The organism is Corynebacterium tuberculostearicum, assembly GCF_046097255.1.
Taxonomy (GTDB): Bacteria; Actinomycetota; Actinomycetes; order Mycobacteriales; family Mycobacteriaceae; genus Corynebacterium; species Corynebacterium tuberculostearicum_J.
The window spans coordinates 90811-107286 of record NZ_CP175770.1; the positions used below are offsets into that span (position 1 = coordinate 90811).

At 62.3% G+C, this 16476-nt stretch carries 15 protein-coding genes; 3 read left to right on the plus strand and 12 right to left on the minus strand.

The genetic code is table 11. The annotated features are described in order from the left end of the window. Positions 1-162 precede the first annotated feature (162 nt). The gene (locus ACKFRY_RS00440) at positions 163-996 is read left to right on the plus strand and encodes a dienelactone hydrolase family protein (protein WP_200436228.1); all 834 of its coding nucleotides are present in this window, start codon (positions 163-165) and stop codon (positions 994-996) included. A gap of 4 nt (positions 997-1000) precedes the next feature. Here the strand turns inward: ACKFRY_RS00440 and ACKFRY_RS00445 are convergent, their stop codons facing one another. The 11 genes from ACKFRY_RS00445 to eccCa form a co-directional block, all read right to left on the minus strand. Further along, complete coding sequence (locus ACKFRY_RS00445; RefSeq protein ID WP_150851285.1) at positions 1001-1261, minus strand: hypothetical protein; 261 nt, start codon at positions 1259-1261, stop codon at positions 1001-1003. Continuing rightward, complete coding sequence (locus tag ACKFRY_RS00450; protein ID WP_408921512.1) at positions 1261-3060, minus strand: hypothetical protein; 1800 nt, start codon at positions 3058-3060, stop codon at positions 1261-1263. Before ACKFRY_RS00450 ends, ACKFRY_RS00445 begins: the two co-directional genes overlap by 1 nt. Beyond that, a complete protein-coding gene (locus ACKFRY_RS00455) occupies positions 3057-3371 on the minus strand; it encodes a hypothetical protein (protein ID WP_408921513.1) in 315 nt (104 codons plus the stop codon). Before ACKFRY_RS00455 ends, ACKFRY_RS00450 begins: the two co-directional genes overlap by 4 nt. Before the next feature lie 112 nt (positions 3372-3483). Continuing rightward, positions 3484-4827, minus strand: a complete 1344-nt coding sequence (gene glmM, locus ACKFRY_RS00460) for a phosphoglucosamine mutase (RefSeq protein ID WP_179387396.1) — start codon at positions 4825-4827, stop codon at positions 3484-3486. Between the two features lie 48 nt (positions 4828-4875). Next, positions 4876-5202 carry a type II toxin-antitoxin system HicB family antitoxin gene (locus ACKFRY_RS00465; protein ID WP_005322743.1) on the minus strand — a complete coding sequence of 109 codons (327 nt, stop codon included), beginning with the start codon at positions 5200-5202 and terminating at the stop codon, positions 4876-4878. A 256-nt stretch (positions 5203-5458) separates the two neighbouring features. Beyond that, positions 5459-5992 (minus strand): 30S ribosomal protein S9, encoded by a 534-nt coding sequence (rpsI, locus tag ACKFRY_RS00470; protein ID WP_204610198.1) that lies wholly within the window; start codon positions 5990-5992, stop codon positions 5459-5461. Further along, positions 5992-6435 (minus strand): 50S ribosomal protein L13, encoded by a 444-nt coding sequence (gene rplM / locus ACKFRY_RS00475; protein ID WP_034668278.1) that lies wholly within the window; start codon positions 6433-6435, stop codon positions 5992-5994. Before rplM ends, rpsI begins: the two co-directional genes overlap by 1 nt. Before the next feature lie 359 nt (positions 6436-6794). Continuing rightward, positions 6795-7082, minus strand: coding sequence for a WXG100 family type VII secretion target (locus ACKFRY_RS00480; RefSeq protein ID WP_005322746.1), 288 nt, complete (start codon positions 7080-7082; stop codon positions 6795-6797). Between the two features lie 69 nt (positions 7083-7151). Next, complete coding sequence (locus ACKFRY_RS00485) at positions 7152-7466, minus strand: WXG100 family type VII secretion target (RefSeq protein ID WP_005328030.1); 315 nt, start codon at positions 7464-7466, stop codon at positions 7152-7154. A gap of 142 nt (positions 7467-7608) precedes the next feature. Further along, a complete protein-coding gene (locus ACKFRY_RS00490; RefSeq protein ID WP_408921514.1) occupies positions 7609-8733 on the minus strand; it encodes a type VII secretion-associated protein in 1125 nt (374 codons plus the stop codon). Beyond that, a complete protein-coding gene (gene eccCa, locus ACKFRY_RS00495) occupies positions 8734-12453 on the minus strand; it encodes a type VII secretion protein EccCa (RefSeq protein WP_408922975.1) in 3720 nt (1239 codons plus the stop codon). Between the two features lie 154 nt (positions 12454-12607). Between eccCa and eccD the strand changes: the two genes are divergently transcribed. Further along, positions 12608-14035, plus strand: coding sequence for a type VII secretion integral membrane protein EccD (eccD, locus tag ACKFRY_RS00500; RefSeq protein WP_005322755.1), 1428 nt, complete (start codon positions 12608-12610; stop codon positions 14033-14035). After that, on the plus strand, positions 14035-15183 hold the full coding sequence (locus tag ACKFRY_RS00505) for a S8 family serine peptidase (RefSeq protein ID WP_408921517.1): 1149 nt from the start codon (positions 14035-14037) through the stop codon (positions 15181-15183). Before eccD ends, ACKFRY_RS00505 begins: the two co-directional genes overlap by 1 nt. On the opposite strand, the gene eccB is transcribed toward ACKFRY_RS00505, so the two are convergent. Then, entirely contained in the window at positions 15173-16459 is a 1287-nt protein-coding gene (gene eccB / locus ACKFRY_RS00510) for a type VII secretion protein EccB (RefSeq protein WP_408922976.1), read from the minus strand. The two genes, ACKFRY_RS00505 and eccB, sit on opposite strands and share 11 nt — an antisense overlap. Positions 16460-16476: the final 17 nt, after the last annotated feature.

Genomic DNA, 16476 nt, shown 5'->3' on the forward strand with positions numbered 1-16476 from the left:
CCCACACATTGCACTCCTCTGCGCAAAGGCGCGCAAGTTAGGAGGGGCTTAGGAAAGCCTTTCCACCACACCCGCGGCTCGGCTGGGTACTACGCAGACATTTCTCAGATAAACCCGCACCCTTTCCCGCCTAGCGGGTGATCTTCATCTATCCTTGAATGCGTGTCTGCGAATTTGAATAAACATCTAGCAACGTTGTCGAAGCGCGGTCGCAACCGAGTTTTGGTTGGCGACCTTGACTATGCCGGAGTCACCGGCAAGGTTTATACCCCTGCGGAGGGCCAAAGCCTGCCCGCCGTGGCCTTTGGCCATGACTGGATGCACAAGATTAAGGATTACCACGCCACCCTGCGCCACCTGGCTAGCTGGGGCATCGTCGTGGTAGCCCCCGATTCCGAGACCGGCCCCTTCCCTAACCACCGCAACCTGGCCGCGGATATGGAATCCGCGCTGCAGATTGCCGCTGGGGTAAAGCTTGGCGCTGGCAATATTACGGTCTCCCCGGGCAAGCTCGGCATGATTGGCCACGGCATGGGTGGTGGCACGGCCGTGCTTGGCGCCTTGGATAACCAGAAGGTCGCCGCCGTCGCCGCGATTTACCCTTCCATCACCGCGCCGTCTGCGGTGCAGGCAGCCCGCCGCATTACTACCCCGGGCTTGGTCATTGGCGCCGGCCAGGAAGACATTTTCAATGCCGGCAACCCCGCCAAGCTGGCCCATAACTGGAATGGCCCAGTCTGCTTCCGCGCCATCGACAAGGGCAGCCACGCCGGCTTTACCGAAGATCGCCTGCGCAAGCTGGCCATCGGCACCGCCGCCTTCCAGTCCGGCCCTACCGAAATCGCCCGCGGCTTGCTCACCGGCTTCCTGCTGGCCACCCTCAATGGCGATTCCACCTATGACGCCTTTGCGGATCCAGAGGCGAGCGCCAAGAAGGTCGAAAGCCTCGTAGGCGAGGACTTGGCCGAGCGCGCCGGCGTCACCCGCGACGCCTAAGGTATTAGCCCCGCCGCAGCACAGATTGCACCTGCCCCGACGCGTTCCTTGAGCGCGCCGGGGCAGCGCCATATCGGGGCCTTGGCATCGCCGCCGCTTGCCGACGCCCCACCTGCCCCTTCTCCCTTCGCGCCTCCTGCATGGCTTTATCCGCGGACTTTTCTAGCTCGTCTTGCGCTTTCGCCAGCGCTTTTTCAAATTCCAGCAGGCGTTTAGCGGTCCTTTCCCGAAAGCCCTGCGCAAATTCTGCGAAGTCGTTATTCATTACCACTGACCTGCCTTTCGTGCCTTAATGGTTGGTTCTTCTGGCGCGGGTGCCGCCTCCTGCTGCGGCGCTGGTGCCGGTGCCGGTGCTTCTTCTGGAGCCGGCTGCGGTGCCGGGGCCGGTTCCGGTGCCGGTGCTGGTTCAGGAGCCGGAGCTGGGGCTGGTGACGGTGCCTCTGCTGGACCGGCCGCCTGGAGGTGTGCCACCTTTTCTGGTGGCGGCGTTGGCTCCTCTACCTGAGACAGCTCAGGAGGCGGCGCCATAACGCCATCATCACTAGCTGGCTCGGGTTCGGGGCATGGCTCCGGCTCCGGCTCGGGTTCGGGCTCAGGTTCCGGGCAGGGATCAGGTTCTGGTTCTGGCTCAGGTTCAGGGACGGGGTCCGGTTCGGGCTCTTGCACCGGACAATCCGCCTCGGACATGTGCTCCAGGCACTGCGCGGCGCCTTCCACAATGAGGCCCACGCCTACTAAAGCGATTCCGGCCCCTACCAGGCCGAGGCTGCCGCTGCAGGAGGATTCAATTTCACAGCCTTCTGAGCTGGTTTGGGTCGTTTCCACACATTCTTCGGTACTTTCCGCGGTGTTTTCCGGGCAGAGCGTTTCCTCGCCTGCGCCCGATCCAGAAGCGGGTTCCGTATCCATGTCTGGTTTAGGTTTCGGCTCTGGCTGAGATTCAGGTTCCGGGCACAGTTCTTCTACTTGCTGTGGCTGTTCTGGCGGCTCCTGCGGCGGAATGATCTCCGCCTGCGCCGGCCTGGTGATCTCTACGTCGCGCTGGGACTGTGATGGACGCTCGGTAAATGGTTGCTCGGTGCACTGATTGCAGTGGCAGCCCGCGCCGTGTTCTGCAGTGGTCTCCGTGTGCACTTCCGTCTTGGATGATTGCTCCGGCTCGGGCTCGGGGCATTCCTTTGGCGGAACAGGTGGTGGCGAAGGAGGCGTCGGCTGTGGCGGCGCGGAAGTCGTCTGGCTCGATTCTCGCTTTGAGTCAGGCTCCGGCATGGGCTTGGGCTCTGGTGGGCACTCCACCTGGGCCGGCTCGGTGGGCTGCGAGGGCGGGGGCGGGCACTCTTCCTTCGGCATCGGCTTAGTGGGAGTAGGAGTCTCCGGGCATTGTTCTACCGGTGCGGGGCAGGCGTCATCTGTAGGTTTAGCTGGCGTCGGGCATTCTTCCGGCATTGGGCGCTCACAGACGCATTCGCAGCGCGATTCAAACTCGTTATAGCAGGACTCAATCGCATCATCGCGGTCACGGCAGGTGCTAGCGATATTGTGATTCGTCTCTTCGATAACGCGCCCGCCGATGGTGGAAAGAATCGGGATGATAAACCTGGCCAGCGGGTGCTTGGTAGCCACCATGGACAAGATATTCAGCAGTGGGATGACCGCAGAGATGAGCTCGGTAAGGGCGGTGTCGGAAACATCGACGACGTCGGCAATAGCGCCCGAGCACTGCTCCGCCGAACTGGTGAGATGGGCGGCATCCTGGCGGTCAATGTCGAAGTCTTCCTGCACGCCGCACAGGTGCTCGCGCATGGCGCCTTGAGCAACCTCGGAATCATCTTGCTGCAAATAGCCCGCTAGTCCAGCACCGCCTCCCTTCGGGCGGTTACCGCCTACGGCCGCAACGGTGTTTTTCACCAGGTTTTCGGGCGCGATGCCATCCACCGCACCGACTAGCTCTCCCAGTAGGTTCATCGGCATGCTGGGGCCCGAGTAGCTTCCCAAGCATGCGAACTGGAATTGGGAAATCGCGTTGGAATAGTCCCCCAACAGGGATTTTGTCAGCGTACTCACTTGCTGTCCGCCTCCCCGCCGCGTGCAAAGGAGCTGCCGAAGGACTCATCAAAATCAGCAATGGCGCGCACCTGTTCATGGGCGGCGTGGGCGGTGGCGGATAAATTATCCAACCTCTGCCCGCCGCGCTCATGGATGCGCACCAAGACATCGCGAATGCGCTCACCGTGGCCGCCAAAGTTGCGTCCCGCTGCGGCCACCGGAAAATCCGGTACCTCGGCCCGGTGGGCATCGCGTTGTTCGTCGTTATCGGCTACGACCTGCCGTAGTGCGGACATCGCCTCCGAGGGGCGAAGAAAAACCTCAGACACTGGTGTATTCCCCCAAATCCATATGCGGTAAAAGTTCTCACCTTCATTGGACTGGGGATTGCGCCAAATGGTTCCCTAGGATGCCAAAATTCTTCCGCACCCGGCGGTTGCGCTAGACCGAGGAAACGATGGCGGAAAGCCTGCCGGCAACCTTGCGGGCCTGCTCCTTATCGGCGGCCTCCACCATGACGCGGAAAACCTCCTCAGTGCCGGAGGGGCGCAACAGAACACGGCCGGTTTCGCCGAGTTCTTCCTCGGCCTGGGCAATGGCTTCTTGTACCTCGGGGGCGTCCATGATGACGCCCTTATCAGAAACCGGCACGTTAATGAGCACCTGTGGCAGCACGGTCATTACCGATGCCAATTCCTTTAGGGACTTCCCGGACTTGGCCATGCGCGCCATGATGGACAGGCCAGTAAGCGTGCCGTCGCCAGTCGTGCAATCATCTGGCAACACGACGTGACCAGACTGCTCGCCGCCCAAGGAGAAATCGCCGCGGTTGAGCTCTTCCAGTACGTAGCGGTCGCCTACTGCGGTATGGCGCACTTCGATGCCTTGCTCCTGCATGGCTAGCTTCAGGCCCAGGTTAGACATGACGGTTGCTACCAGAGTGTTGTAGCGCAGGTCATTATCCTCCTTCATGCCTACGGCCAGCAGGGCCATAATCTGGTCACCGTCCACAACATTGCCCTCGGCATCCACAGCCAGGCAACGGTCGGCGTCGCCATCGTGTGCCAGGCCTAGATCGGCGCCATGCTCGACGACGGCCGCCTGTGCCTTTTCAATGTGTGTCGAACCGCAGTCCTCATTAATATTGAAGGCATTCGGCTTGTTGTGGATAGCAATAACCTCTGCACCAGCCGCCTCGTAAGCGATCGGAGCAACCTTGGAGGCCGCACCATTGGCGGTGTCTACGACCACCTTGATGCCGCCCAGGTCGGTGGAGACCACTTCCTTCAAGTGGTTGAGGTAGCGCTCGCGTCCGTCCGGAGCCTCCGAGATGATGCGGCCCAACTTGGTGCCGGTCGGGCCATCCTCGGTGAGGTTTTCCATGGTGGCCTGAATCTGATCTTCTACCTCGTCTGGTAGCTTCTTACCACCTGCGGAGAAGAACTTGATGCCGTTGTCTGGCATCGGGTTGTGGGAGGCGGAAATCATCACGCCCAAATCCGCACCATAGTCATCCGTCAGGTAGGCAATCGCCGGCGTCGGCAGCACGCCCACGCGCACCACGTCCACGCCGCGGGAAGCCAGCCCGGACGCAATCGCTGCATCCAGCATCTCGCCAGAAACACGCGGGTCGCGGCCAATAATGGCCAGCGGCTGGCGCTCGTAGGATTCACGCTTGGCGGTAAATACCTCCGCAGCGGCCTGGCCTAGTTGCAAGGCCAGAATTGGGGTCAGCTTCTTGTTCGCGAGGCCGCGAACGCCATCGGTTCCAAAAAGTCGAGTCATGCAGTCAATTATGCACTCCTGTGCCCATCGATTGCATGTTGGGGCGGTTTAGGCGGAGGCGAGCTTCTGGTTTATCAAGGCATTGAGTGAAATTCCTTCCGTCCTTGCTTCCATCACTAGCTTGCGATGCAGCGACGGAGAGGTTCGAACGTTGAATTTTCCCGAATATGACCGAGCCCCCAGCGGTTGTGGGATGACTTCCCCTGAAACCTGCATATCTTCTACTACTTCCGCGACCAACTTCAGAAGTTCCTGCTCTGCACAGCTACGATCAGAATCCAGCCACGATAGTGAAGGAAACTCGGCAACCGTCGCCACGAACTCATTGTCCTCTTCAGACCAGAAGACTTGATAGGTGTATTTGCTGACGTCCATTTTTATCTTCCTTCTTGCTCGGTTTGAAGCATTTGTACAGCTTGAAGAAGTTCCGAAAAGGTGGCTTTTGCTGGACTTCTTTTCTTGTTGGCCAAGATTTCTTCTACGCTGCTACCCACAACTAATCAGTACCGCATATGGTACTACCATGCAGAGGTGTCGTTCTCCCCTGCCGAAGCTCAAAACGACGAAAGCCGCCGCCTCCCAAAGGAAGCAGCGGCTTTGCGTTGCGCTTGCGCGCGCAGTAGAAGCGAGATTAACGCTTGGAGTACTGCGGTGCGCGACGTGCCTTGTGCAGACCAGCCTTCTTACGCTCAACTGCACGAGCATCTCGGGTGAGCAGACCAGCCTTCTTGAGGGCGGTGCGGTCAGCCGGGTTGTAGATGTTCAGTGCACGAGCGATAGCCAGACGCAGGGCGCCAGCCTGACCGGTTGGGCCGCCGCCGTTAACGGTGACCTTGAGGTCGAACTGGTTCTCGCGCTCCAGCAGGGTCAGCGGAGTGAGGATATCCTGCTGGTGCAGCTTGTTCGGGAAGTACTCGCCGAACTCGCGGCCGTTAACCACGATCTGGCCGGAGCCAGCAACGAGGCGAACACGGGCGACGGCGCGCTTACGGCGACCGACGGTCTGGATCGGGCCCTCGTGTACCGGAGCGGCAGCCTCGACCTCTTCGGTCTCGGCCGGTGCGATGGAATCACCGATGGTGTTGGTGAACTCTTCGGTAGCGGCGCTTGCTGCAGCGATGTCAGCAGCGTCGGCTACGTTGTTGTCGATGTTCTGCTCAGACATTACTGTGCCACCTGCTTAAACTCGAAGGTTTCCGGCTTCTGGCCGGCGTACGGGTGCTCTTCGCCTGCGAAGACGTGCAGCTTCTTGATGGAAGCGCGGGAGAGCTTGTTGTGCGGCATCATGCCGGCAACGGATTCTTCGATAACGCGAACCGGGTTGGCGTCCAAAGACTGACCCAGGGTCATGGACTTCAGGCCGCCCGGGTAACCGGAGTGACGGTAGCGCATCTCGCGGCCGCGCTTGGTGGAAGAAACGTGGATCTTGTCAGCGTTGATGATGATGACGTGGTCACCAGCATCAACGTTCGGTGCGAACTGTGGCTTGTGCTTGCCGCGCAGCAGGTCTGCAACGGTGGAAGCGAGCTTGCCCAGCACCACATCAGTAGCGTCGATGACGTACCACTTGCGGGTGATGTCACCGCTCTTTGGGTGGAAAGTAGACAATTTGACTCCTTGAAAGTCTGTCTCGGAACTGCCGGCCAGCGCTAAGCATCCATTCACTCCCGTACAGCGGCCGGTGGAGACCTGCAGGGAGCGCTTCGCCAGCTGCTTGCCGACGAGCGAACACATAGGTTTCCTACCCTACTTGCTCACCTGCCCAAAGACCAAAACACCGAAACCGGCACCTTCCGCCGCTCAAACGGGAGGTGCCGGCTCGTGGGTACGGACTAGAAAAAGGAATAGCCACGCTGGTTTCTTGGCCAAGGCTGCGGCTGCGTCCGCCTCCTGCCACGCGGGTGTGGTCAGTGTGGCACCGCAGCCCCGACGGGGACAGCGTGGAACTGTGCAAACAGGGTGTGGTTTTAACCCCAGCTTGCGGCGGCGCGACGGTTGACGTCGCTCATTGCATCGTTGCCTTGCGAAACGGTCTTGGAGATGGTGGCCAGCACGGTGTTGAGTTCCTGGGACGCCTTATCCCACTTGGCCTGCGCTTGGTTATAAGCCACGGCGGACTCGCCCTCCCAGGTGCTTACCATCGGCTGCAGGCGCGCCTTCAGGTCTGCCAGAGTGCTGTTGATGCGGCCAGAGGTGGCGTTGATATCGGCTGCGGCGGAAGAAATGGCACCGAATTCGTACTTGATCTCGGACATGTGGTGGTGGATTCCCTTCTGTGAATCTATAGCTTTGAGGCTGCGGACTAGTGAAGTGTGCGGTGCGGTTTAGAGGGCGAGGCCGCCGCCCACGTTGGAGAAGGCCTGGGTGTTTTCGGCTTCCACGTTGTCGAAGTTGTGGGCGTTGCTGCGGATATTGTCAGAGATTGAGGCCAAGGCCTCGCGCAGCTGCTGTGCAGAGGTGTTGTAGCGCTGCATCAGGTCATCGAAGGAGACCTGGGCCTGGCCAACCCAGCTGCCGCGGACGGAGTCGACGACGCCCTGCAGGCGGGTGAGCTCGCCTTGGACTTCATCGTTGGTGTTATCGACTTTGCCAGCGGTGGCAACCATGACATCGGCTTGTGTCTTGAAAGTCTGAGACATAAGAGTGCGCCCCTCCTTAGGGCGGATGAGATTGTGTGTATTTCCCCCGAAAAAGCAGCTGTGCTTCGCATCTGTGCTTTCTCACCTTTATTGGACTGAACTTTCCGCCAAACGGTTCCTGGCTGAGGCAAAGTTTTTGAGACTATTTTTTAACCAGACTTTCCGTGGCCATGCGGCAGGCAGCCTTTTGAACGGCGTTGGAGTTATGCCGGGTATGGCACCCCACGGACATCTGGTGGCCTCGGTCTTCCCAAGTGGTCCATTCCACCAAGGAGCCGTCCCCGGGGTCTTCGGTATAGGTCAGGCGCCCTGCCTCATCGGTGGCATCGCGAAGCGTCGGATCTTCGTCGACCTGCGCGTGAATTTCTTTGAACAGGGCATCCGCCGGCACGTTAAACATCTCATCCGCCGCCAGCAGGATGCGTAGGTTCGGGTCTTTCCCGGTGGCGGTGACCAGACCATCTTCTACCTTGGTGTGGAACCCACTGGGGACTACTACTGACATTCCTTCCACGTCTAAGCGCTTTTCGCCTGGGTTCAATTCGTCGCTGCCGGATTCCGGCGCATCCGTCGTACCCGGTGGCGGCGAGGCCGGCGCGGACTCCGCCGCACCATCGCCGCTTGGCTCGGCAGCGCGGGGTTGCGGGCGCGCTGTATCCGAAGCGGCGTCGTCATCGTCTGAAGCTTGGGCACCGATAGCCCACCAGGAAGCTCCGGCTACGGCGATGATGACCACGGCAATTGCGACATGAAAGATATCGATGGCTCCGAGCCAACCGCGCAGGCGGTCGGTCCAGCGTGGCGTTACCGGCTCGTCATAGGCAGGCGTCTCCATCACCGTAGTGGGAGGTGCCGAATCAGTGGCTTCAGTAGCCGGGTGAGGAGGCGGACCGAGTGGGTCCGGGGCCGCTAGCGGGGAGACGGTTGGTTCTGGGTCGATGAGGCGCACCCCGGTGACTTCCAATTGCCGGCAGATGATAGAGGTGGCTTCCTGCGCAATTCCCGTGCCGGAAGAGTCTGCCACCACGCAAGCTTCCACGTCGGGCCAAGACGGTCCCGCCATCTTGGATATCTGATCCATGACTTGGCCCAAGGCCCAGCCTTCCACAATGCCGGTTCCCGGCAGGTCGTAGCGGTACACCGTTTCGGGCCCTTCAAAGATGGTGGCCGCGTCCAAGATGGTGACGGTAATGGGGACGGCGGTGGTCTCCCCACCAGTAGGGATAGGGGTCTCGGTTGGCGTATGCGCGCTGAGATTGGTGGTCATTTACTTCTCTCCTTCTAGGTACACCGCTTGGGCGACGCCGAGGTTTTCACCGCGGATGCTCCACTGACCGCGGCCGGGTGGTTGGTGGCAGGGCTTGAGGCCGAAGATGGTTCCTTCGTCGCGGTCGGCGTCGAAAAGCAGCAGCGCCGGCTGCAGATCGCGCACCGCGGAAAAGAATTGGCCAAAGAGGGCACGGCCGATGCCGCCGGATTTGCGAGCGATAACAAGGTGCAATCCAATGTCGCGGGCATGTGGGAGCAATTCCAGCAGTGGCGAGAGAGCAATATCGCTCAGCAGGTCCGCATCATCGATGACTAGGTAAATGTCTGGGCCCTGCCACCAATCTCGTGCGGCGAGCTGCGCCGGGGTAATATCCGGGCCAGGCAGGCGAGATTCCAGGGTCCGGACTGTATCGACAATGGTCTCTTGCGCACTCGACTGCGTCGCAGCGTAGGCAGCAACCATGTTCTCGTCCAAGGTTCCCAGATGGGCTCGGCGCTGGTCGATGACCACGAGCCGGGCGTCTTCCCGCGCAAAGGCGCTAATGCCGCGCATGATCTGCGCCAGGAAGGTGGACTTGCCACAACCCTGCGCCCCGATTGCCACCAGGTGCGGCTCACGAGACGGATTCCAGGTCAGCGTATCGAGGTCGCGCCCGCCAATGCCCCAGGCGATCTCGCCGGTGGGCACACCCCCTTGAGCCGCAAGTGCGGACGGGGTAAGCACGGCGGGCAGCATCTTGAGCTGAGGAACCGGCTGAGCCTCCGCATGAACGCGGCAGATGTGAGCGATGTCCTGGTTAGAGGTGCGAGCTAAGAGCATATTCTCACCCGTCAAGGTGAGCCCGCGGCCCGGCGCGCAGGGAAGCTTTTGCTGTAGTTTGCGGTCGATGAGCGAATCCAAGGCCTCGCCTAGGCGCAGCTCGAGGCGGTTGGCAATGAGATCGCGGATAGCGGGGCGCATCGTGGTCCACCGCGAAGTGGCAATGATGACGTGCACGTGGGCGGAGGCGCCATCGGCGACGATCTCGGTAACCTTCTCCGCTATGTCTTCAAACTCCGCATTCGAGGTACCGATGTGGTGCCAGCCATCAATGACAAGGAAGGTTGCGCACCGTTCTGGACGGCGGATAAACCCAGCTACTTCGTCGACGATGCGCCGTACCTTTTCGCCCTCCTCGCGCCCGGCAACTCCGGCCACGTGGGGCAGTCGCTCCAGGGATGCTAGCTGACCGCCGCCAAGATCGATGACGTAGAAGCGTGCCGCCTGCGGATCATGCCGTAGAGCCAGCGCAGAGACGATCGTGCGCAGCGCACTCGATTTACCGGACTGTGGACCGCCACACAGGGCCATGTGTCCGCCGTGCTGGGTGAAATCAATAATCAGCTCGTCCTGGCGTTGGTAGTACGGCCTATCGATAATGCCGATGGGCGCGCGCAGCGACCCTTGGTCCACTGCGGGCGAGACTGCACCCGCGTCATCTGCACCGGAAAGCCCCGGCAACGCGGATAGCTCAATGACCGGCGGTAGCGGCGGCAGCCAGATGCGGTGCGCCGATTGATCGCGCAGGTGGGCCTCTTCCGCCGCGGCGCGCACGACCTCGGTAAGCACAGTGGTGGAGTCATCGAGAACCACCGCAGCGCTAGTATTGTCCTCTTCCTGGGACCAGCCATGAAAGAGCTGCACGCGGCCGTGGGAGGCTGCGGGGTGGTCCGGGGAGGCGTCGGCAAGCGCCCGGCGCGGCAGGGGCCCGGACACGTAGGAAGCTTGGAAGCGGGTCAAGGCCTCGGCATCGGATTTGAGGTAGCCCGCGCCGGGCTGGCCGGGCAGGTGGTAGGCATCGGTCACGCCCAATACCTGGCGGGATTCCGCTGAGGAGAAGGTTTTCAGGCCGATTCGGTAGGACAAGTGGGAATCGAGCCCCCGCAAGCGGCCTTCTTCGAGTCTTTGGGAGGCCAAAAGCAGGTGCACGTGGAGACTGCGCCCCAAGCGGCCGACGGCGACAAAAAGTTCCGCGAAATCCGGGTGCTGGCCCAAAAGCTCCGAGAACTCATCGACCACAATGACCAAGGCCGGCAGAGGCCCGTGCTCACGCACCGCGGTGGCAGAGGCGTTGTACTCGCCGACATTGGCAAAGTTTCCGGCGGTACGCAGCAGTTCTTGGCGGCGGTTCATCTCGCCGGAGATGGCATCATACATGCGCTCTACCAGCGTAGATTCCTCCTCCAGGTTGGTAATCACCGCGGAGGTATGCGGCAGGCGGTCGCATCCTAAGAATGTCGCGCCGCCCTTGAAATCCACGAGCACGAGGTTAAGCTCGTCCGGGCTATGGGTAGCCGCCAACGCGGTGACAAGGGTGCGCAGCAGCTCCGACTTGCCGCTGCCGGTCGCACCGATGCACAAGCCATGCGGCCCCATTCCGCCGTGAGCAGATTCCTTGAGGTCCACCGTGACGGGCTGGCCCACCGTATCGATACCGATGGGCACCATAAGACGTGCCGAGCCCTCCCGGCCATGCCACATGCCACTGGCCGCTAGCTCTTCCACATCGCGATAGCCCAGAAGGCCCATAAGGTCACTGCCGCACCGGCCAGAAGTGCTATCGGGGCGGCGGTAGGAGGCCATACTGCGCGCGAGCAACGTCGCGCCGGCCGCACTCATTCCATCGGGAGAACCAAGGTCTTCCACCCCTGCCGCGGTGACCACCTGCAGCTGCTCCCCTGCCACGAGGCTTAGCCCTTCGTGCTCGGCGCGTACCCCCAGCGCCGAAGACGGCGCCCCACCAACCTCAATGATGGTGGTATAGGAATCATCGTGGAAGAAGTCTTCGGTGCCCGTGGTCAGCACGCCATCGACTATGAGGATGCGAAAGCGCGCCTTTTCCGGTGTGCGCGCATGGGGCAGCCACTTCAGCCACTCCCACTGGCCACCGATGGCCTCGATACCGCAGGTTTCCGGGCCATGCGCCAACGCCATCTGCAGCACCATTGCGCGCACCATATCGCGGGAGGGATCTGCGGGCTCTTCGCCCCGAGTCGACGCCATTCCGGACACGGACAAGAAGCGAAAGGCCTGCAGTTGGATAACCACTGGCATATCGGGAACGGTGCCCACCGCCTTAATGGTCTGGCGCATGCTCACCGCACATACCGGGTCTAGGTCTTCCGTGGCGCCCGAATCCGGCACGTTGATAGGGGTGCACAAAGTCGTTGGTCCAGTTCCCACGCGTACCTCGAGGGCGTCCGAGTCATCCGGGCCACGCTCCCACATGCGGCGCGAGCCGACTAGAGTGCTAAGTTCCACCGGTGCCGGGTGGCGATAGCTTTCATGTGCACGCTGCGCCGAGGCATTGCGCAGCGCCTTTTCCCGCAAGGCTTTGATGTGGCGCAGGTAGGTACGCCGGGTTTCATCCGGATCCTGCCCACTATTATTGGGCCCAAACATCATGGCCATACTCGCCAGCATCATCAATGGAAACATCAAGGCCATCGGGCTAATCTGCCGGGAATCCCCAGCGCCTAACACCATGAGGGCGACCATGCCGAGCATCGCCGCAATCATCACCACCGGCAGCAGCAGCCGCACCAGCGGCACCGGTTGTGGACGCACCGCCTCTGGGACCTCCTCGGCCTCGATGCTGCCGGTGGGCAGCGGCGGCGCAGCATCCCGTAGTGGCATGGTCAACGGCTCAATGACGCGGGTATCCCCGATCCCAAGCATGCCTAAATAACCTCCCCCGAGCCACGCGCCAAGCGCCCTTGGCCCCCTGCCAAGATTCCCCGCGCTGCGGTGGACACGTCGCCACTAGTAAGCCACAATATGTGGCATTGGGCAAGGGGGACGCCCACAATCCATACATTTTTCGGGGGACATCATGACTACTGCAACGGCGCATCATCTGCGCCTTACCGTTCGCATTCATGCCGGCACCTTCCACAAGGAGGCGGACGTGGCGCTACCGCTAAGCTCCAGCGTGGGCGAGCTTTTGGCGGAAATCACTGACTTGGTGGATGCGCCCACCATTTCTGAGCCTTGGCGCGCGAGCACAGCCTCCGGCCGCGCCATCGATCTCACCGCCCCATTGGCTGCCACTGCGCTCACGGAAGGCTCCATCCTGGTTATTAGTCCGCGCGAGCGCCGGCCTGCACCGGTGATTCGGGATGCGGCGGAATCGCTCGCCGCCGCGGCTGAGGAAGATACTACCGCCGCCCTTCCCACCGTCTGGGCATGGGCAGGAATGCTTGCCGCCTTCGCCCTCGTGTGGGTTAGCACCCTTCCCCTCGCGGCGTGGGCGGCGTTGACCGCTGGAGCCCTGTTGCTCGCCTTGTGGACCCGGGCCTTATCGCTGGTACACCTTAGCCTGGTAGCCGGCATGGCGTGTGGCTGGGTGGTGATTTCGCCCTCGCTTGGCGAAGCCCCCTTTGCCGCACTCACCGCCTGCGTCGCCCTCCTCATCGTGCTGCTTGCCTGCCACGTCACCGGGTTGAGCACGGTTCGCACTACCGCCGTGGCACTCACCGTCTCGGTGCTGTTGTTGGTCGCGGCTTTGGGCTACCTGCTACCCGGACCAGGGACGGGTCTCCAGGGCAGCCACGGTACGGCGGCAGCAGCCTGCGTGGTGATCACCGGAATTCTCCTGTTGGCCGCAGCTCCTGCGCTGACCGTTGCCACCGCTGGACTCAAAGTCCCGCAGCTGCCCACGGCCGGCCAAGACCTCGCGGTTTCGGATGCCGTCCAGCCGGATGTCGATATCCGTGCCCGGCGCGCCGGCAGCGCCTATGAGGGAATGTGCTGTGGGCTGGCGCTCTGTCTCATTCCGGCTCTTTTCGCCCTCTCGCTGACGGGCAGTGGTCCGGCCTTGGCGCCGACGAGCGGCGCCCCTGATTCTCTCGCCGAGTACGTTGCGGTGCTCTTTGGTGCTGAGCACACCGGCGCGGGCTTCGTCCAAGCACTCTGCGTGACCACCGCGGGTGCCGTCGTTATGCATGCCGCCCGGCACGGTCGTGCGTTGGCTAGCTGGGCCCTGATGCTGCTGGCGATGACCGCCTGTCTCGCTACATGCTTGTGCGCTACCCACGCGGTGGCGGATTCCGGCCTTGCCGATGCCTGGGCGCCAATCCTTGTTGCCTGCCTGGTTCTCCTCGCCATGCTGAGCGCCCCGCTGTGGGCACCCAAGGTGGCTGGGCTCGAGCCCACCACCATCGCGTGGTTTGAGCGCATAGAATCTCTGGCCATTGCCGCTAGTTTGCCGCTGGCCGCGCACCTTGCCGGTGTCTTCGTGCTCATTAGGGGGCTTGGATAATGCGCGTGCTACCTGCCGCTTTAGTAGTTGCATTCGCTGCAGGACTGACTGCTGCACCCTACGCGGCCGCGCGCGAGCCGGACCGCGAATGCGCCGCCGCGCATTCCTCACCGCTTTCGCCCCAACCGAGCGAGGAGCAGCTAGACTACCGGGCCCGTTTACATTCCTTTGCTACCGGGGAAGGCGTCAAAGTAGCCGTTATCGATACTGGCGTGGCCCGTCACGACCAACTGCGGCATCTCAGCAGTGGCGCGGACCTTGTCGCGCCAGAGGATCCAGAGCCGCATCGCGATTGCGACCTGCACGGCACCGTCGTGGCCGGTGTCATTGCCGGACACGATATCGGTATCGCCCCGCGAGCAGAGATTTACGCTGTGCGCCAGACCAGTGCGCACTACCGTCAGGAAGCCGAGGACAGTACCACCGGCTCGCTGGACACCTTGGCCCGCGCCATTGATGACGCCGCCGCTGCCGGTGCCCGCGTCATCAACATTTCGGTTGTCTCCTGTGTCCCGCCGGATGTGGCCGCGCAGGTCGATACTTCCCGATTGGACCGTGCTTTGGCGCATGCGGAAGACTCCGGCGCCGTGGTGATTGCAGCATCCGGCAATGCGTCCTCTGGCAGCTGTGAGATGGGTGACCGCGTCTTTCCGGCGGATTCGCCCACGGTGCTCTCGGTGAGCGCCCAAGCGGATTCGCACGAACTCGCTGACTACTCTCTGAATTCGGCCGATGGCCCCCAGCTTGCTGCGCAAGGATTCATTCCGCTAGCGCTCAACCCCGCGGGTGGATGGGCCGATGGTAAGGAAGGCACGGACGGAACGGCGCAGTTCCATGGCACCTCCTTTGCCGCGCCGGTGGTCAGCGGCACCGCTGCCCTCTTGGCACAGCGCTTTCCAGACGATAGCCCGGCCGCCCTCCGCAAACGCTTGGAGGACGCCGCGGAGCCAGGACACGGCTTCATCGACCCGCTCACCGTGCTCACCCACGTGGAAGCGGGCCCGGGCGTCGATACCCGAGCTATGACCATCCACCCCGCCGACGAAGTCGACTCGCGCGCCCCCACACGCAGTGCCTGGGTGCTGGGTGGGTTAGCGCTGGCGCTTGCTGCGTGGGCGGTGTGGCGCGGGCTGCGGCCTAAGAACTAACCTGCAGCGCCTGCTCACGGTTGAGCGCGGAGCCTTCCGGCAGCAACCGCAGGATCTCCCACGGCACCTGCGCGCCCACTCCGGTGCCAAGGGCTTCCAAAGTCTCTTTGTCCTTGACCTCGTGCCGCTGCCCCGTGGGTGAGACCACGTGATAGCCATGGCCGCTGTCTACGCCTACGCCACCAGCGTTGAGCCCACCAAAGCGATGGGCCACCGACTCACCTGCCAAGGCGACAGTGCCCGCTTGGGCAGGTACCACTACCCCGCCGCCCTCGTTAGCAGCACACATCCAGCCATCGTCCGGGGTTAAGAAGCGGAAGGACGTGGAGGGAAGGTTGAGGTTTAAGGGGGCGTCGGCAAGCGCGGCAATCTCCTGCGGTGTAGCAGTTGTCTCCTTGGCTCCGACGCCAGTGAGCATCTCCGCCTGCGTAGGCGTGAGCTCAGCTACGCCCTCGGACGTACGCGCCCACAAACCTTGGCCGGTATCGACGACCTCGGGTGGTTCGGCCGGAAAGTTCAGCGGTGGCAGCTCCGCAAAGGCATTGAGCAGCTCGGGTGGCACGGGCCAAGTGTGGGTACTATCGTCCACGCCCACCGCCCGACGCACGACACGCCCTTCGGTGCTGGAGGGATCTGGCAGCGCCACGCGGCCTTCCTGGGTGACAAGCCACTGCGTGCCCTCGGATTCCACCAGTGCGGCGCGCTCCTCACCGAGGCTTTTCTGCTCGGGCTCGGCAAGGACAATAACCTCCTGCGACGCTACCTGGTGACCGCCAATGCTGGTCGGGTTATCTGTAGACGGTGCCTCATCCTTGCCGGCCAAACACGCTGCCCATCGCTGCTGAGGAGTCTCGCCCGCCGCCGCGAGGTACCCCGGGGCGTCCGAGATACCCACCGGTGAGCCCAGTAGCGCTTCTTGCAGGTGCTCATCCCCAATGGTCTGCGCCTCGGCCGCCTGCCCGGCGATAATGCGCGCCGAAGCCAGGTTGAATACCGGGTGGTAGGTGTCATTGACATCCACAAAGAGCTGGCCCTGCTCCGAGCGAACAATCGGCGCATCGCCCGGCTGCGGGCTCGGCTGCAGCCATGCCAACATGCCGGACCCCACCGCAAGGAAGGCGACGCCGACCCCGCCGAAAAGGAGCGCTTTGCGGCGCCTAGCCAATGGATCGTGAATCATGCGGATATCGCCTAAAACAAGCCCATGCTCGACGCGGCGGCGCAAGAATTTATGGCCCGATACCTGGGCCTTGGTAGTAGGCAGCGGACGTGCCATGATTTTCCCCCGAAAAG

Bases quoted from the DNA above. Each gene is read 5' to 3' on its own strand.
- ACKFRY_RS00445 (WP_150851285.1), bottom strand. From the start codon at position 1,261: ATGAATAACGACTTCGCAGAATTTGCGCAGGGCTTTCGGGAAAGGACC.
- glmM (WP_179387396.1), bottom strand. From the start codon at position 4,827: ATGACTCGACTTTTTGGAACCGATGGCGTTCGCGGCCTCGCGAACAAG.
- ACKFRY_RS00465 (WP_005322743.1), bottom strand. From the start codon at position 5,202: ATGGACGTCAGCAAATACACCTATCAAGTCTTCTGGTCTGAAGAGGAC.
- rpsI (WP_204610198.1), bottom strand. From the start codon at position 5,992: ATGTCTGAGCAGAACATCGACAACAACGTAGCCGACGCTGCTGACATC.
- ACKFRY_RS00480 (WP_005322746.1), bottom strand. From the start codon at position 7,082: ATGTCCGAGATCAAGTACGAATTCGGTGCCATTTCTTCCGCCGCAGCC.
- ACKFRY_RS00485 (WP_005328030.1), bottom strand. From the start codon at position 7,466: ATGTCTCAGACTTTCAAGACACAAGCCGATGTCATGGTTGCCACCGCT.
- ACKFRY_RS00490 (WP_408921514.1), bottom strand. From the start codon at position 8,733: ATGACCACCAATCTCAGCGCGCATACGCCAACCGAGACCCCTATCCCT.
- eccCa (WP_408922975.1), bottom strand. From the start codon at position 12,453: ATGCTTGGGATCGGGGATACCCGCGTCATTGAGCCGTTGACCATGCCA.
- eccD (WP_005322755.1), top strand. From the start codon at position 12,608: ATGACTACTGCAACGGCGCATCATCTGCGCCTTACCGTTCGCATTCAT.
- ACKFRY_RS00505 (WP_408921517.1), top strand. From the start codon at position 14,035: ATGCGCGTGCTACCTGCCGCTTTAGTAGTTGCATTCGCTGCAGGACTG.
- eccB (WP_408922976.1), bottom strand. From the start codon at position 16,459: ATGGCACGTCCGCTGCCTACTACCAAGGCCCAGGTATCGGGCCATAAA.